Origin of the sequence: Ferrimonas gelatinilytica (genome assembly GCF_039544205.1) — a bacterium.
GTDB lineage: Bacteria > Pseudomonadota > Gammaproteobacteria > Enterobacterales > Shewanellaceae > Ferrimonas > Ferrimonas gelatinilytica.
Genome location: NZ_BAABLF010000026.1, coordinates 1 through 22,501, shown reverse-complemented (window position 1 = coordinate 22,501; position 22,501 = coordinate 1). Strand labels below are relative to the sequence as shown.

Genomic DNA, 22,501 nt, shown 5'->3' with positions numbered 1-22,501 from the left:
GAGTCGCAAGCATAAAGTGAAAAAGCCGCGCTCAGAGGAGCGCGGCTTTTCTCTGTTTAGGGTCAATGCTCAGGCCGGTTCCTGATGCTCCAGTTTGTTGTCTGCAGCTTGGCTCAGGCGGGCCGTTTGACCGGCATCGGCTCCGGTGGAAGCGGCGCGTGTTTGTTCGTTGATCTGGTAGATCTTCGAGGCAGCGGCCAGGTCCTTCTCGTTGCTGATGCTGGCGATGGTCTCGCGCTCCCGCAAGAAGGTGCGCAGATCATCAACGATGCCGTTCAGTTCCCGCTTATCCGCACGCATCTCCAGGATGTGGCGAGGGTACTCCAGGTTGCGCGGGCCGATCCCGGCAAAGGTGGAGCTGACGATGCGCGTCACCACTACCCAAGGCGTCATGGAACTGCGCACCACAGTGTTTTCCGATTGGGTGGAATCGTAGACACTGGTGCCGGTGGAGATCCGCGACTCGGTAAAGGTGCCTTCGCACTTGAAGTAGACCAGCAGGGACTCGAACTGGATCTCCCCCCAGAATAGATGCGCGTGGTTGGCCAGAAGCCGGCCAAAGGCGGTCAGCAGCAGCAGGGCCATTCCCAGGGTCGCGAGTTCACCGATGTGTTCGGCCAGCGTCGTCAAAAAGGCAAGCACCTGCGCTTCGCTGCCGTTGGTAAGCGGAGCTTGAAACAGGGCGATGACCTGATTGATGGGGGTAACCGCCAGGAACAGGGTCAAAGCGGCCAGCAGTAACAGCAGTTGTCCTACCAGGGTGGCGGCGATACGCACCGGATTGGCCAGGCCCTCAAGGGGTTGGGGTTTCACCACCGGCTGGGTTTCCTGGATCATCTCCCCATAGAAGGAGCCTTTACCGTCGGCCTGTTCGCGCAGTTTCGGTTGCAAGGCCCGATAAACCCGATTGGGGACCTCTTTATGGCGTCGGTTGGCCATCACCATGGAGTCAATGTTGATGAAGATCTCCCTTGGGTGAACCGACTCCTGCCAGTTGTCTCGCAGTTCGGCCACTTCGGTGACCGGGGTAGCCTGTTTGCTGCGCTGGGCGATCAGCAGCATCAGCGCGGCGCAACTGAGCAGAGCCAATACACTAAGCAGGCCCAGCCACAGCCCATTGCTGTAACTGGTCGTGAAGGCGTCCCACACCTGGTGCATTTCGAGCGTGTCGTTGCTGGCCTGATCAAGCGGGCTGTTAAAGTCGGCGACCAGTTGACCCAGCTTCGGCTCCATTTGCAGCAAGCGATTGATGCCGTAGCCGATCATCACAGGACCGGCGATGGAGACCGCAAGGATTTTGGACAAACCGCCGACGCCGGCGCTGGGCAGGGCGCGGGCTACTGCTCGACCGATGGGCGCGCCGGCACGGAACCAGACTGCCGCAAGGTAGATCAGCAGCAACGTGGTGAACACCGGCATCATCAGGGGGCCAATGTTGCCAGCCAGCCCTGTGCTGGTGGTGAACGCGGCCAGGGCGAAACAGACCAACCCGACCAGGGTTTGGCTCAGGGCGCCGGCCAGGCGTTGAGCCAGGTTTCGGATGGGATAGGGCACAAAGGTGAGCTTGGGAAACAGGGTGTGTGCCAATCGGGCGATCAGACCCTGGGGCTCGGCAAAGGTGACGTTTTTGCGACCCACCACCATCTGTTCCAGTTGATCCGCATCGTAGGCCAGATCCTGCTGCTCCCGCGCGGCGCTGTCGCTCTCCGACTTAGCCTGGTTGTAGGCCAGGGAGGTCGGTACCGAGCGGCCGACAAAGAAGCGCAGCACTTGCATCAGCCCGCTGCCGGCGGTCCACAGACCCTGGGCCAGCAAGGTGAAGCCGATACCTGTGGTGATCCAGCCAGCGAGGGGGGAGACGTTAACGGCGTCAGCTACCTTGAGCAGCGCCAGCAGACCCAGTACAACGACAATGCAGCCGCGCAAGGTGCGCAAGGTGCCCTCAAATCTGAAAGGGTTGCGGATCCCCAGGTCTAACGACCCGTGTTCGTATGCCATTTTAGTTTCCTAGTCGTGAGAGTTCGTTATGCGGTCTCAAACATGTCGCGGTAGCCGTCGTCAGCCTGACCAGAAAGGCCTGACTGCTGCATCAGATTGGCCTGATCCAGCTTGGGCCGCAGTTCCATCAAGGCATCCACCAATTGGTCGTTGGCTTTGCTGAACAGCAGATCCAGCGGCCACTTACACACCAGGCGGGCACCAATAAAGCCCGCCGCCGCGCCCATCAGGCCATGAATGAAGCTCATCCGGCCATGGCTCAGCAGGTCGCCCGGGGAGGTCAGGACATAAGGTACATCGGCGAGGGCGCCGAGCAGATGGCCGTCAGCCACGGCTTCGCCCAGCCACAGGCCGAGCCAGCCCAGCAAGGCGGTGGCCAGCAGCGCCCAGAGGTTGCGCAGGTAGTAGCGGCGGCCTTGGCCCTTGGTGAGGGTAAGCAGGCGGCGGATCGCCACGCTCTTATCGGATTTATCCAACCACTTCACGTCATCGGTGGCGTGGATGTAGAGGGCGAACGAGTAGAGTACCTCTTTGCGCTTGTCGACGGCGCGAATCAAAGTGATGGCGCTACCCGAGGGGATCTCGTTATTGAACTCGGAGTAGATCTTGATCGCTTTGCCATCGGCTTGTTCAAGAAAGAGGGTTTCGCGGTAGTAGTCGTTGCCCTGTTTGATCTGACCGCCGGCGTAGCGGCCGGTGATGGTTTGCAGCTCAATGGGGTAGCTTCGTCCGCCGATCGGCAGGGAGAGGTGATGTGTCTGTTCCATGGTAATCCTACTACGCCGAGCGCCATCCACACGGCATGAATCCGGTTTCAAATCGTCAATTGTAACGCAATTTCTTTAGAAAAAATAAACATTTAGCATCTGCAGCTAATGCCGGGATGAAGAGATTTTCACTATTGCTGGATGTTTAAGCAAGAGCGCCCTCAACGCCAGTTTGAGGTGGGCCAGACTGGCGTTGAGGGCTGGGGGTTTTACCCCTGCTGCTCCCGGGCGATGGCACGGTAGGCGATGTCACGGCGGGTGAACATCCCCTCCCAGTGGATCTCATCCGCCAGCTGGTAGGCCCGTTGCTGTGCCTCGGTGACACTGTTGCCCAGTGCCGTGGCGCACAGCACCCGGCCACCGGTATTGACGATGGAACCGTTCTGCTCGCTGGTGCCGGCATGGAACACCTTCTCGCCCTCGGCGTAGTCCGTGCGCAGGCCGGAGATGGCAAAACCCTTGGCGTAGTTGGCGGGGTAACCGCCAGAGGCGAGGACGACGCCCACGGCAGCGCGGGGGTCGAACCGGGCGATGTGCTGGTCCAGCTTGCCGTGACAGGCGGCCAGGCACAGCTCTACCAGATCGGATTGCATCCGCAGCATGATCGGCTGAGTTTCCGGATCTCCGAAACGGCAGTTGTACTCGATCACCTTGGGGGTGCCTTCGGCGTCGATCATCAGGCCGGCGTAGAGGAAGCCCTTGTAGGGGTGGCCTTCCGCTTTCATGCCGTCCACGGTGGGGCGGATCACCTCCGCCATGATGCGATCGTGGATCTCGGCGGTCACCACTGGGGCGGGTGAGTAGGCGCCCATCCCCCCGGTATTGGGGCCGGTGTCACCGTCGCCGACGCGCTTGTGATCCTGGGAGGTCGCCATCGGCAGGATATGATCGCCATCAACCATGACGATGAAGGAGGCTTCCTCACCGTCGAGGAACTCCTCGATCACCACGCGGTGTCCGGCATCGCCAAAGGCGTTGCCGGCCAGCATATCCCGGACCGCGGCTTCCGCCTCCTCCAGGGTCATGGCGACGATGACTCCTTTTCCGGCAGCCAGGCCATCGGCCTTGACCACGATCGGGGCACCCATCTCCCCCAGGTAAGCCAGGGCGGGTTCGATCTCGGTGAAGTTCTGGTAGGCGGCGGTGGGGATCTGGTGGCGGGCCAGGAAGTCCTTGGTGAACGCCTTGGACCCCTCCAGTTGGGCAGCGGCGGCGCTGGGGCCGAAGATGGTCAGGCCGGCGGCTTCGAACGCATCCACCACCCCGTCCACCAGGGGCTGCTCCGGCCCGACGATGGTCAGTGCCACGCCATGTTCCCGGGCGAAGGCCACCAAGTCGGCATTGCCGGACACGGCGACATTTTTCAGCTTGGGCTCGGTGGCGGTACCGGCATTGCCCGGCGCCACGAAGACCATCTCTACGTCAGGATTCTGAGCGGCCTTCCAGGCCAGGGCATGTTCACGGCCGCCAGAGCCGATGACTAATACTTTCATGTTCCATCCTTTAAGGTGGCTGGTTCCTAGGTTCTAGTTCCTAGGCAGAACGACTGGCCGGGCCAATCGCGCTTGCAAATATGATCGGGCGCGCCTCATGGGGGAGCGCAGCTGAACGGGATGAGTGGCTAGGATAAAGCGAAGCGAAAACCCGGAGTTTGCTTATGCAAATGAGAAGTTTGAGCTTCGCTTTGACAACGCCAATCGCCCGTTCAGTAAGCGTTTTAATGCTTGAAGTGGCGCATCCCGGTGAACACCATCACCATGTCATGCTCATCCGCAGCATCGATCACCTCCTGGTCCCGCATGGAGCCACCGGGCTGGATAACGCAGCTGATCCCCGCTTCGGCGGCGGCATCGATGCCGTCACGGAAGGGGAAGAAGGCGTCGGAGGCCATGACGGAGCCCGGGACAGTCAACCCTTCGTCGGCGGCCTTGATGCCGGCGATCTTGGCGGAGTAGACCCGGCTCATCTGGCCCGCACCGACCCCCACGGTCATCCCATCCTTGGCGTAGACGATGGCGTTGGACTTGACGTACTTGGCCACCTTCCAGCAGAACATCAGGTCCTGCAGTTGGGCCTCGGTGGGCTGGCGCTTGGACACCACCTTCACATCATCCAGGCTCACCATGCCCTGATCGCGGTCCTGTACCAGCAGACCGCCGTTGACTCGCTTGGTGTCGAATTCGGTGGTTTTTGTCTCCCATTGGCCGCAGGCCAGCAGGCGCACATTCTTCTTCTCTGCCACCACGGTACGTGCCGCCTCGCTGATGCTCGGGGCGATGATCACCTCGACAAACTGGCGCTCGACGATCGCCTTGGCGGTGTCGCCATCCAGTTCACGGTTGAAGGCGATGATGCCGCCGAAGGCGGAGGTGGGGTCAGTCTTGAAGGCACGGTCGTAGGCTTCCAGGATGCCGTTGCCCAGGGCGACGCCGCAGGGGTTGGCATGTTTGACGATGACACAGGCGGGAACGTCGAACTCCTTCACGCACTCCAGCGCCGCATCGGTGTCGGCGATGTTGTTGTAGGAGAGTGCCTTACCCTGGAGTTGGGTGGCGGTGGCTACGGACGCTTCCTGAATGTTCTTCTCAACATAGAAGGCGGCGCGCTGGTGGCTGTTCTCGCCGTAACGCATCTCCTGCTTCTTGATGAACTGCTGGTTGAAGGTGCGGGGGAAGGCGGATTGACCCTCGACTGTCTCCTCCGAGCCGTAAGCGGGCAGCAGGGTGCCGAAGTGGTTGGCGATCATGCCGTCGTAGGCGGCGGTGTGCTCGAAGGCGGCGATGGCCAGGTCGAAGCGGGTTTCCAGCGTCAGGGAGCCGTCGTTGGCGTCCATCTCGGCAATCACACGGTCGTAATCCGAGGCGTTAACCACGATGGTGACATCTTTGTGGTTCTTGGCGGCTGAGCGCACCATGGTGGGGCCACCGATATCGATGTTCTCTACGGCGTCCTCCAGGGTGCAGTCGGCTTTGGCCACGGTTTGGGCGAAGGGGTAGAGGTTCACGACCACCATGTCGATGGGCTGGATGCCGTGACGCTCCATGACCGCCTCGTCCTGATCGCGACGACCGAGGATCCCGCCGTGGACCTTGGGATGCAGGGTTTTCACCCGTCCGTCCATCATCTCAGGGAAGCCGGTGTAATCGGAAACTTCAGTGACGGGCAGGCCAGCGTCGGCGAGAAGACGCGCAGTGCCGCCGGTGGAGAGCAGTTCGACGCCACGCTCGCTGAGGGCGCGGGCAAATTCGAGGATGCCACTCTTGTCGGAGACGCTAAGCAGGGCACGACGGATCGGGCGGGGTGCATTCATAGGGTACAGATCCTTTCTGTGAGGCTCACGACGTCACGATGCCGGATCTGATTGACGGATCCGCGCTCGACTCGTGAACCAAGGGCGTATTGAAGACGTTTCGCCAAGCCGGCTGCTTTGAACGGATCACTCCGGCGGTGATCATGGGCTTGGCGAAAACCCCTCACTCTGTTCACCACGCTGGCGGCTGATGAATCGGGTCCCTGCTGTTGCGCGCGTATTCTACGCAAAAAATGCATTCGGGTCAGCGTTGCTTGGCTTGATGGACTGTTCATATTACAGAACAGTCTCACCGGGCTGCGCCTTCTTGGGACAAGCTTTGACATTGGATTTAACTCCAAGCTTTATACTCAACGACAGATAATCAATCCGATCAATCTTGGAGTGTTCCCCATGTACCGCATTGGTGCCCTGGCGAAGGCCTATCGACTTAATCCTGATACGCTGCGTTACTACGAAAAACACGGTTTGTTGGCCCCCACGGCCCGCTCCGAGTCGGGCTATCGCCTTTACAGCGAAGCGGATGCCCAGAAGCTGCGTTTCATTCTGAAAGCGAAAGCGGTCGGGTTTACCCTGGCAGAGATCGGTGAACTGCTTACCATCGAGGCCAACCGCAGCCAGTGGGCCTGTCAGGATGTCAAAGCTCTGGTGGAGGCCAAAGTCACCCAGATCGACGCCAAGCTGGCGCAACTGGGCCAATTCCGTGATTCGCTGCAAGGATTAGCCGATGCGTGCTGCGGCGGGCCGGAAAGTGCGGAACACTGTTCAATTTTGGATGCACTGGAGGTGCAGTAATGAATACCCTGATGACGCTGGGTGGCAATTTCGTGGAGCTGTTCCTGGATTCGGCTCCCTGGTTGTTGCTGGGGCTGCTTATTGCCGGCCTGATCAAGGTCTTTATCCCCATGGTGTGGATGCAACGTCAGTTGGGTGGTGAGGGCTTTTGGCCAACGTTTAAAGCCGCTGTGCTGGGAGCGCCACTTCCGCTGTGCTCCTGTGGGGTGATCCCGGCAGCGGTGGGGCTGCGCCGAAGTGGTGCCTCGAAAAGTGCCACAACCGCCTTCCTGGTCGCCACCCCGGAGACCGGGGTCGATTCGGTTTCCCTCTCCTATGTGTTGTTGGGGCCCTTTATGGCGGTGGTCCGTCCCATCACGGCCATCAGTTCCGCCATCGTGGCGGGCTTGCTGGTGGGGCGGGATGACGAGCACACGGACAAGCCCTCAGAGAACGCTGGCGAGGCGGGAAAAAGCTGCTGTGGTAGCGCCGCAGCAAAGGTGAAGCCTGTCCAGCAGGTCGATCCCAAGAGCGCCAAGCCCAGCTGCTGTGCCAGCAAAGCCGAGCCTCAGCCGAAGGTGAGTGCTTGTTGTGCCAAGGAAAAACCCCAGCCAAAAACCTCCAACTCCCAGGCTGTGGGGCAGAAACTGCGTGAAGGGGTTAGCTTTGCCGCCAATGATCTTGTGCGGGACACCACCAAGTGGCTGCTTGTGGGTCTGTTCTTTGCCGCCCTCGTTAATACCCTGGTCCCCGCCTCCTTCCTGGCTCAGTGGGGCAGTGGCATCTTGGCGATGACCCTGATGGTGCTGGTGTCGGTGCCGATGTACATCTGTGCTTCCGCTTCCACCCCCATCGCTGCTGGCTTCCTGCTGGCGGGGGTTTCCCCCGGTGCGGTACTGGTGTTTATGATGGCGGGGCCGGCCACCAACATCGCCACACTCGGTGTGGTGCGCAATGAACTGGGCAAACGGGCCCTCTGGGCCTACCTTGGCGGCGTGATAGGTACGGCGATGCTGGCTGGCTTTGCCGTTGACTGGGCAGTAGCCGAGTTTGGTTTCTCGGTGATGCCGATGGTGGGCCATGAGCATCGATTGCTGCCGGATGGGGTGGTTTACTTCAGCGGAGTGCTGCTGATGATCCTGATGGTGCGGGCGCTGCTGCTTCGCTCCGGTGGTAATCAATCGGGGGTGACCGGAACGGCCTAAATAGCTGATCCCAAATAGACTCCACTTTCGTGTAAGCCCAGCTGCCTCGGGCTTTGATCCGGCTCTTAGGAACTAGGGCCTAGTTCCTAAGAGCTTGGTGCTCGATTGCACTAGATTGTCTTCGCGAAAGGTAGGATTTAGCACAATTCAGAACAGTTACTTAGTGGCGTTCGGTATCCCCCCTGTGGCGACAACACAGGAATAAGCGTGAGTTGGGCGGCCCTGTGGCCGCCTTTTTATATCTGGGCAACAGAAAGGAGAGTGATATGAAAACAGGGGTGTTGATGGGGCTGCTGCTGATCAGTTCGGCTCAGGCGGCAGAGCAGTTATCCTACCACTGTACCCATGATGGGGCGGTGCGGGAGATTGCGGTGGTCTACCCCGAAGGGACGCCGTTGCCCTGCGAAGTGCGTTACAGCAACAGGGAAGGCATGACGACCCTGTGGCAGGCGCAGAACAGTGAGGGCTATTGCGAGCAGCAGGCCGAAGCCTTTGTTGCACAGCAGAGAAGCTGGGGCTGGCACTGTGAACGGCAACATGGGGAGCTAACGGAAACCCAGACGGGGGATTAACCCACTCGTCCTCTTTTTTAGCGGCGCCTCGGGTCATATCGGGGCGCCGCACCAGTCCCCCTATCGGAGACAGGGGGCGTTAGCCGAAGGAGAGGAAAAAGGGGATCAGGATCGGCCCGGCGAGAGAGAGCAGGAAGCCGGATACGATGGCAACGGGCACGGTCTGGGGACCGCCGCTTTTCTGGATCACTGGCAGGGTGAAATCCATTGCAGTGGCACCGCCGTAGCCGATGGCGGTCGCCGGGGTACGGCGCATCAGGATCGGGATCAGTACGATGGCAATCAGCTCCCGCGCCAGATCCACCAGGAATGCCACTGAACCCAGGGTCGGCCCAAGCTTGGCCCCGATCAGGATGCCGGAGAGCGAATACCAGCCGACCCCGGAAGCCAGGGCCAGACCCTGGTAAAGGGGCAGGCCCATCAGCAGCGCCGTTACGGCACCGGCCAGCAGGCTGGTGATCAGCACCACGGCGGCGATCGCCAGGCCGCGGGGGTTGAGCAGGATCTGGCGCAGGGTCATGTTGCTGGCCCGCATCTGGATGCCGATCAATAGCAGCAGGGCCATCAAGATGGCGTTGCTGCCGCTGCTGATCCAATCTGCAGGGAGCTGCACGACCAGGCCGAGCAGGAAGCCGCCGCTGACGACCCCCGCCAGCTTGAGCGATTCCAGCATCATGGTACGAGTGCGGATATGTTGGCGTTTATCACAGAGCGCCAACGGCCAGCGTTTGTCCACCCAGGGCAGCAGGGCCAGGTTGGCCACCAAAGTCAGGCCGATCAGCAGGGCGCACAGTTGCGCGACCTGGGTCATCTCGGTCGCGAGGTTCTCCTGTCCCGCCAGGCCCATCCCCATCAGCGCCAGGATCAGGTAGACGATGGCGGTAAGGGCCCGATCGATCATCCTTAACGTGGCGGCATGGCGCAGAGGGATAAGGTAGCCAAGTGCCAGGGGAGTAAGGATAATCAGGGATTCCACATCGTTGTCCAGTTGCTGTCAGGGAGGGCGGCAAGGTTAACAATATGGGGTATTATCCTCAACAATCGATGGCGCCAATGGACGCCACCGTTTCTGACCACGGCCGAGGCCGTTGCGAGGCAATTTGATGATGAATCTTCACGGCCAGCGAGGCCGGATCCCAACCTGGCTTGGGGTTCTGTTGGCGTTGAGCCTGGCGGCGGCAGCGATCGCTTATGCCCTCTTCTAGTTGGGGGCGGGGGCACGTCTGGCGCAATCGCTCCACCAGCGCTACGACAGCCCGCTGCTCTTTTACAGCGCCAGCTGGTGCGGGGTGTGTGATCGCACCCGGAGCCATCTGAAGAGCAATGGGATCCCCTTCGTAGAGCTGGATATCGAGAAGGATGGGGCAGCAGCACAACAGTTTGCCCAGTTCGGGGGGCATGGCGTTCCGCTGTTACTGGTTGAGGGCCAGGTGCTCAGAGGGTTTGACCCTGCCTGGATCGCGCGCTCACTGGCCGAGGGGGAGAGTGAGGATTAACCGTCCTCCTGCCCCTGCTCGGCGCGTTCGCCAACCAGGTTGAGCACCTCGACGTCGCCGCCGAGCACCGCGATGATCGCCTTACCTTGACGAAAGTCCGACGGCAGAATGACGCGGCCGGAGGGGCCCTTCTTAAGATCGCTCAACAGGGCCTTTTTCAGCACCAGCGAGTTCATGTCGTAATAAAGTACGCTCACATCCTTGGTCTGCATCTTTACCTTCCTTAGTCTTTATCTGCTCGCCGCCCCATCCTTGGGGTTCACCAAGCAAAGCGTCCGATCAATCAGGCCCCTTTATACAGTAGGCGCATCTTCCCTATCAAGGTGACAGGAAGCGTCGGTATTCTATATTGGAATCAGATGGATAGTTAGTGTCCTGGGAGAGGTTGAGGGGCACTGAAAAGCAGCGGAACTATGGCTGCGGATGAGTTCAATGCGGGTAATTGGCTTTTTGACCCGTTTCTGCCGCCTCCCGGGTTATAATTGCGCTTTTGACCTTAAGCGGAGCCGTTCCTTGCACTTTTCCGAGCTGATGTTAGATCGACGCCTGTTAGCCACCGTCGAACACCTGGGCTTTACTCAGGCCACCGAGATCCAGCAGAAGGCGATCCCCACCGCCATTGCAGGTAAAGACCTGTTGGCAAGTTCGCGCACCGGCTCCGGCAAAACCCTGGCCTTCCTGCTGCCGGCGATGCAGCGCCTGATGAAGCACAAGGCGCTCTCCAAGCGGGATCCCCGGGTGCTGATCCTGGCCCCGACCCGGGAGCTGGCCAAGCAGGTCTATGGGCAACTGCGCCTTGTGGTGGCCAACACCAGCTACAAATCGGAGCTGATCCTGGGCGGAGAGGATTTCAACCAGCAGAGCAAGGCGCTGGCTCGGGACCCCCATTTTGTTGTCGCCACCCCCGGCAGACTGGCGGACCATCTGGATCACGGGCACCTCCACCTTCACGGTCTGGAGATGCTGATCCTGGATGAGGCGGATCGTATGCTGGATCTGGGGTTCGCCGAGCAGTTGCAGGCGATCCACAAGGCGGCGGATCACCGCAAGCGCCAGACCCTGATGTTCTCCGCCACCCTGGATCATGCCCAGGTCAACGAATTCGGGGCCGAGCTGCTGCAGTCGCCGACGCGGATCCGGATTGACGCCGAGGCCAAGATCCACGATGACATCCATCACCGCTTCCTGTTCTCCGACCATCTCGAACACAAAGAGGCCCAGCTCAAGGCGCTGCTGGAGAAGCAGGACTTTACCCAGTTGATCCTCTTTACCGCCACCCGCAGTGATACCGATCGACTGGCCCAGCTGGTGTCCGAATGGGGCTATTCCGCTCTGGCGCTCTCCGGTGAGCTCAGCCAGAGTGGCCGTAACCAGATCATGCAGGAGTTCGCGGCGGGCAAGGCGCCAATACTGATCACCACCGACGTGGCGAGTCGTGGCCTGGATATTGCTCGGGTCTCCCATGTCATCAACTTCGACCTGCCCAAGCATGCGGAGGAGTATGTCCACCGGGTCGGTCGAACCGGGCGGGCCGGTGCCAAGGGGGATGCCTTCTCCCTGGTGGGCCCCAAGGATTGGGCGAGCTTCAAGCAGCTTGAGAGCTTCCTGGACCAGCCACTGGCGTTCGAGGCGCTTCCGGGGATGGAAGCCAAGTTCAAGGGGTTCACCCTGAGGCAGCGTGCCGCCAAGATCGGTGCTAGTAGCAAAGCCAGTCAACCCCAGGAAAAGGCCCATAAGCGGGGTCCGAAGAAGGTGAAGAAGAAGTTTGCCTTCAAGCTGACCGAGGTGGGGGATGCCCCGATGAGAATGAAGAAAAAGCCCAAGCCCGATGGTGAGGCGGAGTAAAACTTCAGCCTGTCGCTCAACGGATAGCGCCCCCGGTTTCCGGGGGCGTTTTTGATCCGGTGTATTTTGTTAAGGTGGTCAGAGTTGGCCACCTGGCGTTGGCCAGTGATGGCGTCAAGGAGCCGAGAAGGAGCGTAAATGGCCATTACCCCCCTGCTGATGATCAAAGTGCTGCTGGCGGCGTCCATGGTGCTGGGGCTGGCCCGGATCGCCGAGCGGGTGGGGCCGGAGTGGGCGGGACTCCTCTCCGGTGCACCGCTGGGCGTGGCACTGGTGCTGTTTTTTTACGGTATTGAACAGGGGGTGGAGTATGCCGCTGCTGCGGCGTTCTTCGCGCTCTTTGGCCTGATGGCGGCACTGGTTTTTGCGTACCTTTTTGTCATTTTGGTACCGCACAACAAGGGATCAGCCCCCTGGCCGCTTATTGGGGCGTTGGCCGGCTATGGCGCCGCTGCGGCCCTGCTGTTGCAACTGCTGCAACTGCTTGGCGTGTCACTGGTGGGGGGCACTCATGGCAAGGTGCCGGGCCTGCCCCTGGTTCTTCCGATAGCCATGGTGGCCGCCGCACTGGCCCTGGGAGTTGGCCTGATCCTCAGGCGTCAGCCTGTGTCCCGCTTTGGTTCTGCCCGGCTCAGTCGCCGGCAACAGGGGATTCGGGCGGTCGTCGCCGCCCTGCTGGTGGTGATGATCACGGCGCTGGCGCACTGTCTGACGCCGGCTGCCGCGGGTGTCCTGGCGGGTTTCCCGCTGGTGCTCTTTGCCCTGATGCTGGTACTGCAGTGGCACCACGGCAGCGGGCCGGTTGCGGCGGTGGTAAGCCATTTTCCCTTCGGAATGGGCAGCCTTATCCTCTATACCTTGACCGTCACCCTGACCTACCCGACGTGGGGGCTTATTGCGGGCACCGCCGTCTCCATGCTGGTGGCGCTGCTCTACCTGGTGTTGCTCGGACTTTGGCGACACAAGCGGACTCATCGCTAAATCACTGCTCCGAACTGTGCGACCTACACCCTACCATTCGCGAAGGCAACCTGATGCAGTAGAGCACAAAGCTCTTAGGAACTCGGTTCTAGGCCCTAGTTCCTAAGAGTCGAAGCAAAGCCCAGGGAGCCTGAGCTTTCACCAACGTGGAGCATCGTTAGGAACAGCCATTTAGCCCAGTGTGCGCTATTCGCCTTGGGGTTGGTAAGGCCACAAAAAAACCGCGCCTGGGCGCGGTTTGTCGTTTCAGAGATCGCTTAACGGATTGGCGTCAGGACAATCTCAACACGACGGTTCTGGGCCTGGCCTGCGGTGTTCTGGTTGGAGGCGATGGGATAGTCCGGACCCATGCCACGGGTTGCGAGGCGCGTGGAGGAAACCTGGCGGCGCAGCAGCTCTGCAGCCACGGAGTCGGCCCGCTGCTGGGACAGACGCATGTTGAGGTCGCGACTGCCGGTGCTGTCAGTATGGCCGGTGATGTTCAGCTGGGTTTGGTCGAACTCCTGTACCACCATGGCAACCCCCTGCAGGGTGTTGATGGCGGGCAGTTTTAGCTTGGAGCTGCCGACATCAAAGGTCAGGCTGTTGGGCATGATCAGCTGGATGTTGTCACCATCACGAACGACGGAAACACCGGTACCCGCTAACTGCGCCCGCAGCTTGGCTTCCTGCTGGTCCATGTAGTAGCCGATGCCACCGCCCACGGCAGCCCCGGAGGCGGCACCGATCAGCGCCCCTTTGCCCCGATCGCTCTTGGAGGAGCTGGCAACCCCGATCAGGGCACCACTCACGGCACCGATCAGGGCGCCTGAAGTGGCGTTGGAGGTTTTCTGTTCGCCGGTATAGGGATCGGTGGTGGCGCAACCGGTCATCATCAGGGCGATGATGGCGGTGCTGATCAGGCGTTTGGTCATGTGTTTCCCTCACAATTGGATAAAGCGTTACGGTATCTGCTGACCGTTTGCCCCCGGTAAGTCTCTTGACTGGGACGGGCCGGTTTGAAAACAGTGCGGCAAGGTCAGCCAAAGAATCTACAGTTGAGCATACAATACCGTAATGAGTCGGGCCGGTGAAGGCGTTCATACCACTGCTTTTTCTGTTTGCGTTTCCGGTGCTTGCCGCAAGTGTGGACCCGGGGCTCAGTGTTCGAGTGGGCGGTTTCTGGGCATCCGTAGATTCAAGCTTTGGGGCCAGGATCCCCGCATTGAACCGGGGCAGGCGCATCGATTTTGAGAGTGACTTGGGGCTTGAGAAGTCCCGGTTCAGTCCCATGTTGGAGCTGTCCTACCGCTTCAATGACAATCACCTGCTGGCCCTGAACGCCTTGACCCTGCATCGCAGTGCGGCGACCCGGGAGGTGATACGGGGATTCGAGTTCGATTGGGAGGGGCAAACCTACCGCGCTCAGAGCGACGCCCGGGTGTCATCACGACTGGATATCGACATCTACCAGCTGTTTTACGGTTACAGCCTGTGGCGCAGCGAAGATCTGCTCCTTGTCGGCACACTGGGCATGCACGTGATGGACATCAAGGCGCAGATGTCCGGGGAGCTGTCGCTGGTGTCCGACAACCTGGATATTGCCAACGTCAGAGAAGCGGAGGAGACATTGACGGCGCCGCTGCCGGATCTGGGCTTGATGGGGTATTGGCAGATCACCCCCCGCTGGGAGGCCGTTCTCTCGGCACAGTACTTTCAACTGAAGGTGGATGATTACAAGGGACGTCTGATTGACCTTCGTGCCCAGGTGAACCGGGCGATCACGGATCGGTTCGATATCGGCATCGCCTGGCAATACTACCGACTGACGGTGGACCATGAACGCGCCGCCTCGGGCATCGATCTACGCTTTTCCTACCAGGGGCCCACCCTGCTGTTTCAATACCGATTTTTTTAGCCTACGGCCTGGCCGCCAGATGGCAAAACGCCCCCGGCAGGCGGGGGCGTTTCCTGTCGAGTGAGCGGCTCACTCCTCCTCTTCGTCCTCGGGCTCCAGCATGCCCCAGCCATCCAGCTTGCCCTTGAAAGGCTTACACAGCTCACTGAGTTTGGCTTCCACGGCACAGATGGCGTCGTACTCCGGCACCATCTCGCACTGCAGGCGCAGTTCCCACTGCCGAGCTTCTTCATCGAAGTTGAGGAACAGGCCGGCTTGGGCAAAGGCGGGCTTCACCGCATCGGCAGCCAACTGCCCCTGTTTTTCGCTGCCGAACAGCACGTAGAAGTCCAGCATGTTGGGTTGAGAGAGGTCGATCCCCTCACCCTGCATCAGCTCAAGCAACTCGCCATTGGCGTTATTTGGAAATGACATTGATGGGATCCTTCAAAAGGTGATCTTGGGGCGGCCTTTGGCCTTGGCGGGCTTTGCCGGTTTCTCTGGTTTGGGCGCCGCGGGCCTTGTGCTGGCGGTGATCATGACCGACTGGTCGGCAAAGATGACGTTGTCGCCGGCGACCAGCTTACGACGTTTGCGGGTTTCCACCTCGTGGTTGACCAGCACCTGACCTTCGGCGATCAGCAATTTTGCATCGCTGCCAGACCCCACCCAGCCCTCCAGCTTCAGGACCTTGTACAGCTCGATGTAATCATCACCGGGGTGGAGTTCGAGAATCTCGGTGGCCATGCCTGCCTCGTTTTAGTGACCGAATAGGCTCACATTATACCGGCTTTGCCAGCCCTTGGCCCAGTCAGCGAGCGGATTGGAGCACAGTCTTCACAATGCTCGGTTTAACGCGCTTTCCTTGGGTAAGGCAGCGTATTTAAGAGCATGTATTGGATTTATTTAAACGGCGGCATCTTTTGCAACCTGGTTTTTAGGTAGGCGGAAAGCAAAAGTCATTTGGTTAAGGCTACTTGCATCTTCATCGGAACCTGTGTCTGATGGAGATGCAGTGATGCGAGTTTCTGATAAGTCTGTTGTTCATCTCAAGGAGGAAATGATGAAAAAACTGATTATGCTTGCTGGTGCCCTGGCGCTTACCGCTTGTGGTGGCGATGGGGGCAGTGACACCGATCCCAACCTGAGTATTCCCGATCCTGACACAGGTGTGCTCGATGGAATCTGGTCAGGTACTGATGTAGTGATGGATATGGACTTTTTTGTTCCTATGTCCTTGGAGGTGAGCGGAAATTCGATTACCGCCGCTAAATATTACAGCGAAGACCTATCCTACTGGGAATCTCTGGATATCAACGCACAGATTGAATCTAATGGTGACCTTTTAAATATTACTTTATCTGATGGCGAGGAAGTTTTTGGCGCCTATCTGGATGAATCCTACATGGTCATCGCCGACCCATACAATTTGGAACTGATGTTGTTGCAACGTGGTGAAGCAGCCATCGGGGCATTTAGTGCAGAGGATTTGCAAGGAACCTGGAGTGGGAAAAACTATTACGGAGATGAAAACGGGAAGATCATCGAAGACAATTTCACGGTCGAATGCGATGACAATTACTTATGTCAGGGCACCCTGCGAAATGGCACCATCAATGTGACGGTTAGTTTTGCCTGGCATGAAGAATTTCATGGTGTATTCAGTGGCGACATCATGAGTGCGGAAGCCGGGTCGGGCAAGATCGGTTTGTTGATGTCCAGGGATAAACAAGCCGTAGCTATCGCCTCCTGCTTCGATTATCACTGCGAGTTTGCTTGGGGTCTGCGCTCCGGGCAATAAACTTAACTAAAACCTTCGCTGTCCCTGCGTCCTGCAACCGGAGTTGGGCGTGGGGACAAGTAGGTCTTGAGTTGTCAATATACGGCAGAGTTGACGTTAGGCATCTAACGTGAACACAACCATGCTTGTCTTCTCAAGCCACTCGGAATCCGTTACTCATCCCATCAAAGATATTGCGCTATCAAACGGCGCCACCCTTATATTTAAAATTTATTCTTTTTATTTCATCGCTGACGCTATTTAAACCCGCTTCCTAACTCTTAGTGTTGCTTCGCATTCAACTCGAAGTGGTCCGGCCTGTCGTTACTCTTAAGGTTTCTCTAAAGCCCGGGCGTATCAGTGGAGTGGGGTGGGGTCTGTGCGGCGCTGCAAGCTCTATCGATACCCCTGATTTTCGGTCTAGGGTTAGAAAGAGGCCATTTCGGTTTCGCCAATACATGGATGTATTGGACCTGCGAAAACAAAAGGAATTGTTATGAGAAAACTCCTCTTTGCGGTGCTCTTTTGGGCACCCTCTGTGCTGTGGGCACAACCTTTCGATGCTTTCCCCCAGTGGGATAGCGATACCCGTTACCCGCCCGGTGTCGTTGTTCGTCATCTGTCTCACCTCTGGGTAGCGAGCCGTCCCAATCAGGCTCAAGCCCCACATCAGCATCCTCATTGGGTGCGCGCCCAGTTGGTTGATGCTCCCCAGTGGCAAGCGGATCGCCGCTATGCCCTGGGTGACACCGTTATCTATCAGGGCACGCATTATCTTGCTCGTCAGATGGCCCGACAGTCGCCGGATCACCCCTCTGGCTCCCAGAAATGGGTCGCCTTCGAACACCCTGCCATAGGTTATGAGCTGCCTGTGATCGATGACGCCACGGCCAATGCCACCCTGCTGGGCGTCGACAGTAATCAAAACGGTATTCGGGATGATTACGAGGTCTTTGTTGTCATGACATACAGCGGCCAAGCTCGAGAGGTTGGTTTAAACGCAGGTAGATCTTACCAGTTGACTTTGGAGGCAAATGAAATTGTTGCCGCATCTTGGTCAAAGGAAAAGGTAAGTACATTATTTGATGTCAGGGTTAATCTAATTTCATGTAAACATCAGATTAAAAAGGAAGACCCAAAATACACAGGCTTTAAACACAAGTACTTAAATACACTTGAGAGATTCATGGCCGATAGGCGACATCAAGATATACTTCTTGATTTGCTCGGGGATGAATATTACCCCAACTTCAATGATGAAGACCCTTGCGGCTTCGCAGTATCTTCGATTGCATCACTGGAGTCGATGTTATGAACAAGATGATACTAGTTGTTATGTTGAGCATAGTGTCGGCTAACACTCTGGCTGAATTTTCCTGTGACGAAAGTGTTGATAAGTTACAGCTGGTTTATATCAATGGGATGTTTACGGACTCGAGCAACTTCCTTTTTAATGGCCGAGCACTCGATAAGCTTCAAAACAGAATGCTGTCAGGTCACATCCCCAAATATGCTCCCGTTGTTGGTTATCGTAACCGTGATGAAAGTACCGTTGAACAACTGACTCAAGTATTCCTTCAGAAGTTGGAGGTTGCTGGTAAGTACTCATGGAAAGACCTGTTCTGGCGTTTTATTCATGGTGATGGAGTTGGGGCCTTCGAGGACGAACCCTTTTTTCTTCTTTGGGCCGAAGTGGTTTCTGAATATTACCAACTTGGGGATGATGTTGATTATCGTGCGATGACCAGTCGACTGTCTGGGCAACTGAGCCAGTGTGCCAGAACAGTACTTGTCACCCACTCCCAAGGTAATTTTTATGGTGATGGTCTTTTTAGCGAGAAGGTGACGGGATATCTCCTGGGTGAGTATTGGCCCTTGGCGCAATATCCCATGCTTGGCCAGATGGCGGTTGCGACTCCCTCTTATCGAGTTGGGGGATGGGATGGAGATAACCACTCGGAGTTGCTTGGTAATGTGACCAACAACACCGATCTTGTCATGCTGGGTGTAAGGGCTACGGTGGGGGCTTTACCTCCGACATATTCGGCGTCTTTCAATTTCGATGATTGGAGCGGCCACGGATTCTATGACTCCTACCTGGCGCAACCGGGTCAATCGGAAGCGATCGCGCATCGTATTACCGAGATCGCGCTGAATATGACCCCGTGGCCGATGCATGATCAAACCGCCGTCTCTTCCTCCGCCCTGGACAGCTTCGGATACTCGGAGATCAGTCAGATATTGGACGTGGAGTTCACCAGTGGCAGTATCTATCGATACTATGCCGTTCCCAAGTCCGTGGTGGATGGCCTGCATTTAGCGGAGTCCAAAGGCCGTTACTTCTACTACAACATCAGAACTGACTTTGAATATGAGCGCCTGAACTGAGCCCGTGCTCGGGTGGCCTCCCCAAGAGGAGGAATCTTATGCATTAACCTACATTGATGATTTTTAACTAAGATTTACAAATCAACGACTTATGCCAGATCTGCTTTAACCGAAGTGATTTGAAATTCACCATTTTGTGTGTCATGGTCGGCACATGTGCGGCACAAAATTTATCGGGCTCGGTCAAAAAATGCAGGAAATCGCCTTCACCAAGCGCAGTTTGGAGCAAGTTTCGCCACGAAAAGCCCGTTTTCGTATCAAAGATCAGGGCAACCGTGAGTCTGTGGCAGGTTTGCTTCTGGAGGTGATGCCTTCGGGATCAAAGTTTTACCGCTACCGCAGGCGGTTAAATGGCAAAGATGTTCAGGTGACCATTGGCCGCTTTCCCAACATTTCTATCGAGAACGCCCGAAGGAAGGCAACGCAGCTGGCCCTGGAGCTGATGGAAGGGGTGAACCCCAACCAGAGGAAGCGGGATGAGATCGCCGAGGCACAACGCCAAGCGGCCCTGTCGCTGACCGTGACGGAGCTGTTCGAAATCTACCAAGCCGAATTCGAGCTCAAGATCAAAGCGGGGGAGCGGCGGCCCAAGTCGCTCAAGGATGCCCAGTCCAATTGGGCAACCCACCTGAAGCACCGCATCGGCCACTTGCAAGTCAATGACATCGATCGGCCCTTCGCACAGAACCTGATGAAGCTGCTCCTTAAGGATCACACCCCGGCGGTCCACAACAAGTGCCTCACCTTGATTAAGTCGATGTTCTCCGAGCAGGAGGTGAATCCTTTTGGGCGGATCAAAAAGCTCAGCTCGATAAAGCGGGAGCGCATTTTGAACCAGGATGAGATGCGCGCCCTTATCGCTTCATTGGAGCAGGAGGAACCCATCTATCAGGATGTGGTGATGATGCTGTTGCTGACCGGCCAGCGTAAAAGCTGTGTGTTCAGTATGGAGTGGCGAGAGATCGATCATGCTAACGCCATCTGGCTGATCCCCACATCCAAGATGAAGGCTAAGCGGCCTCACGCTGTTCCCTTGGTGGATACGGCTATGGCCATCCTCAAGCGCCGTAGCGCTGAGGCGGAAGCCGGTCAGCCCTATGTGTTCCCTGGCCAGCGAACCGGCTCTGGGCATATTGTCGATAAATCGGGAGAGAGCGGCTTTTGGAGCCGCATCACCAAACGGGCAGGACTGTACAGTAAGAACCGGAGCGATAACGTTACCATCCACGATCTGCGGCGAACCATTGCCAGCTGGAACGTTATGCGTGGCGGAAGCCTGCAAGCGGCGAGTAAGTTACTTGGTCATAGTGATATCGGGATCACCGCCAGCACCTACGCCCACTTGCAGCTTGCCCAGGTGCGACAGGAACTGGATGCGGTGACGGACTCTATCGTTGGGACGACGACTCGTGACTCGCTCCAAACGCCTTTGCAAAGTGGGCTAGAGGGGCTGACGAGGGAGCAGAAAATTGCTTTGATGGCAGAGCTGGGTCGCTCCCTATCAGAAGGTTGAAACAGGCTCAGCCAAGTGAACCAAACTTCCTATCAAGGTAAAGTTGGTGCTCAATGTCTGTTTTCTCGGTGAGACTGTATCGTGCGCAGGTCAAGCGACCGACAGAGAAAGCCATCCGATTGACTGACATAACGGCAGGGGGAGTGCTCTTCATGTGATGAAGAAGCTCTTCAGGGCTGGACACGCCCTTTGGCCTCCCAGTTTTAAATTCGGCTTCACCAGTAAATATAACTACGGGCGTGAATGCATCATATGGCAGGAAGTCGAGAAGCTGCATGACCGCTTTTAGGTGTTTGAAGTTCTGTCGTACCGGGTTTTGCATCGAGCGCTTCAAGCGATAATGCACCTGGGTCCATTTTCGCGACTGTTCAGACGCAAAAATCCATCCATGCCAATGCTTGGTTTCGATGACAAAGATACCCCGGGTGGATACAACGATGTGATCAATTTGGGTTGTTCCATCCTCAAACGGAAGGGTGACATTATTGAGAATGTGAAATTCTCTCGGATCGAGGTTTTGCTGCAACAGTTTTCTGACCGCAGCTTCGCCAACGTTCTCTCTAGCAACTGCTCGACGTCTGACGCTACCAGCCGCAAAGCCAATGCAAACTGCGCATAAAATCCACAACCAGTTCATGCTTCGCCTTTCGTAATCAATTTGGGGTTTGAAACCTAGATACCGCTGCGCCCTATCAGGGCTTTCATGTTCGGTGGCGCGAGATTATGCCGCCTCCCTGGTTAATGGGGCAATGGTGACTCCAAATCGTTGAGGCGAATGTCAAAGTTTGGCGTTTCGAGGGGCGTACTGGATTCGGGAATCTGTATCTTGTGGTTACAGCCAGCACTTAAGCTTACTTGCAGCCTTGCCCCGGTGCGACAAAACTGGGTGCGGTGACTTTCTCCAAACGCTTTTGCAAAGCAGATTGGAGGGGCTAACGGGGAAGCAGAAAATTGCTTTGATGGCGGAGTTGGCTAAGCAGGTGAGCGAGAGTGGATAGATACAAGCACCTAAAGCTCATAATCGCTTAGTCGCGGGTTCAACTCCGTCAGGGGCCAGCATATTTTGATGGTTAGCGCCGTAGTCGTCGCTAACTTTCCCTCTCAAAAATGACCCCGTGTAGCATATATGTAGCAGATTGCTGACTAAATCGAGCACTTCTAAGGATGTACTCGGGTGCTGTGGGAAGCCTTCAGGTTTCTAGCCCCTTACTAAAGCGACCAAGTCTCGCGGCGTAGTGATGACAATGCTGCACTTCGAAAGTCCGGAATGGCGCCAAAAGCGGTCACTCGTGGCGTTGGCGAACTTTCACCGGATGACCGCTCTGTTTCACCCAAAGGACAGTCGAAAACGACATCTAAGAGATTGATTGAATGGGGATCGCTTGGTACGTTGAGCGGACTTTCGCCGGAGTTATTGCGCCCGCAAAGGTGCCTCTAGGCGCAATAAACACACTGTTAGCTTACTAAATACATATATATGAAATGTTCGACTTTATTTGAAAATATAAAAAAGTATTGGCCTAATGAGCTTGTGATTGACGAAAACAATCCAGATCAATTAAATCAATTGTATTGGAGTGTTGAGGAAAAAATCGATCACGAAAAAGAGCATTGGCTTAGCGTTTCTGCATGGGCATTTCATCAAGCTATAGATGGATTTATAGATTCAGAAATCGCAAGTGGTAAAAGTGTTATACAAATTTCACAGATGCCAATGCAACTATTTAATAAACAGGTTCTTTTCAATTTAGACGATGATGATTGGAAAGAAGAACGTTCAGAGTATGAGCAGTCGTAAGCTAACAAGAATTTAAAGCGGGACTGTTAACAGTTTGCTCGGTTTCGCTTCGCTACACATTTTAGCAAACAATTATCAGCCCCTTAAATGGGCGTTAGGCAGATTTGGAAAGTTAAGTGCAAGACTTCTACGACGGGTTATCACCGTTTTACCACCTCATTTATCCGGATTGGCATGCCAGCATCGACAAGCAGGGAG

At 57.0% G+C, this 22,501-nt stretch carries 21 protein-coding genes and 1 pseudogene; 12 read left to right on the top strand and 10 right to left on the bottom strand.

The features are described 5' to 3' along the window. Positions 1-69 precede the first annotated feature (69 nt). From ABD997_RS12805 to purH, 4 genes are all read right to left on the bottom strand, one after another. Positions 70-1,998 (bottom strand): hypothetical protein, encoded by a 1,929-nt coding sequence (locus tag ABD997_RS12805; protein ID WP_345317467.1) that lies wholly within the window; start codon positions 1,996-1,998, stop codon positions 70-72. Between the two features lie 26 nt (positions 1,999-2,024). After that, the gene (locus ABD997_RS12800) at positions 2,025-2,765 is read right to left on the bottom strand and encodes a hypothetical protein (protein ID WP_345317466.1); all 741 of its coding nucleotides are present in this window, start codon (positions 2,763-2,765) and stop codon (positions 2,025-2,027) included. A 209-nt stretch (positions 2,766-2,974) separates the two neighbouring features. Then, the gene (gene purD, locus ABD997_RS12795; protein ID WP_345317465.1) at positions 2,975-4,258 is read right to left on the bottom strand and encodes a phosphoribosylamine--glycine ligase; all 1,284 of its coding nucleotides are present in this window, start codon (positions 4,256-4,258) and stop codon (positions 2,975-2,977) included. 224 nt (positions 4,259-4,482) lie between these two features. Continuing rightward, positions 4,483-6,075: a bifunctional phosphoribosylaminoimidazolecarboxamide formyltransferase/IMP cyclohydrolase gene (purH, locus tag ABD997_RS12790; protein WP_345317463.1), complete on the bottom strand. Its 1,593-nt coding sequence runs from the start codon at positions 6,073-6,075 to the stop codon at positions 4,483-4,485. A 393-nt stretch (positions 6,076-6,468) separates the two neighbouring features. On the opposite strand from purH, the gene zntR reads away from it, so the two are divergent. The 3 genes from zntR (at position 6,469) to ABD997_RS12775 (ending at position 8,626) form a co-directional block, all read left to right on the top strand. Then, entirely contained in the window at positions 6,469-6,870 is a 402-nt protein-coding gene (gene zntR, locus ABD997_RS12785; RefSeq protein ID WP_345317462.1) for a Zn(2+)-responsive transcriptional regulator, read from the top strand. Beyond that, positions 6,870-8,054 (top strand): SO_0444 family Cu/Zn efflux transporter, encoded by a 1,185-nt coding sequence (locus tag ABD997_RS12780; protein WP_345317461.1) that lies wholly within the window; start codon positions 6,870-6,872, stop codon positions 8,052-8,054. Before zntR ends, ABD997_RS12780 begins: the two co-directional genes overlap by 1 nt. Positions 8,055-8,320: 266 nt before the next feature. After that, a complete protein-coding gene (locus ABD997_RS12775; RefSeq protein ID WP_345317460.1) occupies positions 8,321-8,626 on the top strand; it encodes a hypothetical protein in 306 nt (101 codons plus the stop codon). A gap of 79 nt (positions 8,627-8,705) precedes the next feature. On the opposite strand, the gene ABD997_RS12770 is transcribed toward ABD997_RS12775, so the two are convergent. Further along, complete coding sequence (locus ABD997_RS12770) at positions 8,706-9,602, bottom strand: LysO family transporter (RefSeq protein WP_345317458.1); 897 nt, start codon at positions 9,600-9,602, stop codon at positions 8,706-8,708. A gap of 229 nt (positions 9,603-9,831) precedes the next feature. Here ABD997_RS12770 and ABD997_RS12765 point away from each other — a divergent pair, with 229 nt between their 5' ends. Then, positions 9,832-10,122: a glutaredoxin family protein gene (locus ABD997_RS12765; protein WP_345317456.1), complete on the top strand. Its 291-nt coding sequence runs from the start codon at positions 9,832-9,834 to the stop codon at positions 10,120-10,122. On the opposite strand, the gene ABD997_RS12760 is transcribed toward ABD997_RS12765, so the two are convergent. Beyond that, positions 10,119-10,334: a TIGR02922 family protein gene (locus tag ABD997_RS12760; RefSeq protein ID WP_345317454.1), complete on the bottom strand. Its 216-nt coding sequence runs from the start codon at positions 10,332-10,334 to the stop codon at positions 10,119-10,121. The genes ABD997_RS12765 and ABD997_RS12760 overlap by 4 nt on opposite strands. A 301-nt stretch (positions 10,335-10,635) precedes the next feature. On the opposite strand from ABD997_RS12760, the gene ABD997_RS12755 reads away from it, so the two are divergent. Next, positions 10,636-11,967 (top strand): DEAD/DEAH box helicase, encoded by a 1,332-nt coding sequence (locus ABD997_RS12755; protein ID WP_345317453.1) that lies wholly within the window; start codon positions 10,636-10,638, stop codon positions 11,965-11,967. 138 nt (positions 11,968-12,105) lie between these two features. After that, positions 12,106-12,948, top strand: a complete 843-nt coding sequence (locus ABD997_RS12750) for a hypothetical protein (RefSeq protein ID WP_345317452.1) — start codon at positions 12,106-12,108, stop codon at positions 12,946-12,948. A 257-nt stretch (positions 12,949-13,205) separates the two neighbouring features. Here the strand turns inward: ABD997_RS12750 and ABD997_RS12745 are convergent, their stop codons facing one another. Further along, on the bottom strand, positions 13,206-13,862 hold the full coding sequence (locus tag ABD997_RS12745) for an OmpA family lipoprotein (protein WP_345317451.1): 657 nt from the start codon (positions 13,860-13,862) through the stop codon (positions 13,206-13,208). Between the two features lie 290 nt (positions 13,863-14,152). Here ABD997_RS12745 and ABD997_RS12740 point away from each other — a divergent pair, with 290 nt between their 5' ends. Then, positions 14,153-14,845 carry a hypothetical protein gene (locus tag ABD997_RS12740; protein WP_345317449.1) on the top strand — a complete coding sequence of 231 codons (693 nt, stop codon included), beginning with the start codon at positions 14,153-14,155 and terminating at the stop codon, positions 14,843-14,845. A 69-nt stretch (positions 14,846-14,914) separates the two neighbouring features. Here the strand turns inward: ABD997_RS12740 and ABD997_RS12735 are convergent, their stop codons facing one another. Continuing rightward, the gene (locus tag ABD997_RS12735) at positions 14,915-15,259 is read right to left on the bottom strand and encodes a ribonuclease E inhibitor RraB (protein ID WP_345317448.1); all 345 of its coding nucleotides are present in this window, start codon (positions 15,257-15,259) and stop codon (positions 14,915-14,917) included. Positions 15,260-15,349: 90 nt separating this feature from the next. Then, positions 15,350-15,571: pseudogene (locus tag ABD997_RS12730) on the bottom strand (RNA-binding S4 domain-containing protein); the annotation flags it as partial. A 316-nt stretch (positions 15,572-15,887) separates the two neighbouring features. Between ABD997_RS12730 and ABD997_RS12725 the strand changes: the two are divergent. The 4 genes from ABD997_RS12725 to ABD997_RS12710 all read left to right on the top strand — a co-directional run bounded on the left by ABD997_RS12725 (position 15,888) and on the right by ABD997_RS12710 (position 20,505). Continuing rightward, positions 15,888-16,625: a hypothetical protein gene (locus tag ABD997_RS12725; protein WP_345317447.1), complete on the top strand. Its 738-nt coding sequence runs from the start codon at positions 15,888-15,890 to the stop codon at positions 16,623-16,625. Positions 16,626-17,100: 475 nt separating this feature from the next. Next, positions 17,101-17,919: a hypothetical protein gene (locus tag ABD997_RS12720; RefSeq protein ID WP_345317445.1), complete on the top strand. Its 819-nt coding sequence runs from the start codon at positions 17,101-17,103 to the stop codon at positions 17,917-17,919. Then, a complete protein-coding gene (locus tag ABD997_RS12715; RefSeq protein ID WP_345317444.1) occupies positions 17,916-18,992 on the top strand; it encodes a KTSC domain-containing protein in 1,077 nt (358 codons plus the stop codon). Before ABD997_RS12720 ends, ABD997_RS12715 begins: the two co-directional genes overlap by 4 nt. A gap of 154 nt (positions 18,993-19,146) precedes the next feature. Then, positions 19,147-20,505 (top strand): tyrosine-type recombinase/integrase, encoded by a 1,359-nt coding sequence (locus ABD997_RS12710; protein ID WP_345317442.1) that lies wholly within the window; start codon positions 19,147-19,149, stop codon positions 20,503-20,505. A gap of 7 nt (positions 20,506-20,512) precedes the next feature. On the opposite strand, the gene ABD997_RS12705 is transcribed toward ABD997_RS12710, so the two are convergent. Next, entirely contained in the window at positions 20,513-21,142 is a 630-nt protein-coding gene (locus ABD997_RS12705) for a nuclease-related domain-containing protein (RefSeq protein ID WP_345317440.1), read from the bottom strand. Positions 21,143-22,036: 894 nt separating this feature from the next. On the opposite strand from ABD997_RS12705, the gene ABD997_RS12700 reads away from it, so the two are divergent. Beyond that, positions 22,037-22,303: a hypothetical protein gene (locus ABD997_RS12700; RefSeq protein ID WP_345317439.1), complete on the top strand. Its 267-nt coding sequence runs from the start codon at positions 22,037-22,039 to the stop codon at positions 22,301-22,303. The last annotated feature ends 198 nt before the right edge of the window (positions 22,304-22,501 follow it).